Source organism: Brevibacterium sp. SIMBA_078, assembly GCF_046534565.1.
Classification (GTDB): Bacteria; Actinomycetota; Actinomycetes; order Actinomycetales; family Brevibacteriaceae; genus Brevibacterium.
Genome location: NZ_JAWRYQ010000449.1, coordinates 1 through 247 on the forward strand (window position 1 = coordinate 1; position 247 = coordinate 247).

The following is a 247-nucleotide window of genomic DNA, read 5'->3' on the forward strand; positions in this document are numbered from 1 at the left end:
TCAGTTCTAGCTTCAATATCTTTTTTATTGAATTGATTACTGTATGTAATTTCTGTCGCTAGTAGTTTAGTCATCTTGAATTTGCTCTTGTCATAAAAACTAATTTTTTCAAGTATATTCCTATTTTTTACTGAACTGTTAATACTTTTCTCAAGTAATGTTAAGTTTCCCATTGTATCTTTAAACTCTAAATATTCTTCTTCACTCTGAAAACCGTGCGTATCTAGAGAAAACTTAGGTGTTTGAG

Annotated in this window: 1 protein-coding gene; it reads right to left on the reverse strand. The window is 28.7% G+C overall.

Features of this window, described 5'->3' with window-relative positions; translation table 11 throughout:
* Positions 1-247: HNH endonuclease family protein (locus SB749_RS20370; RefSeq protein WP_410711909.1), on the reverse strand; the 247-nt coding region annotated here is incomplete at both ends.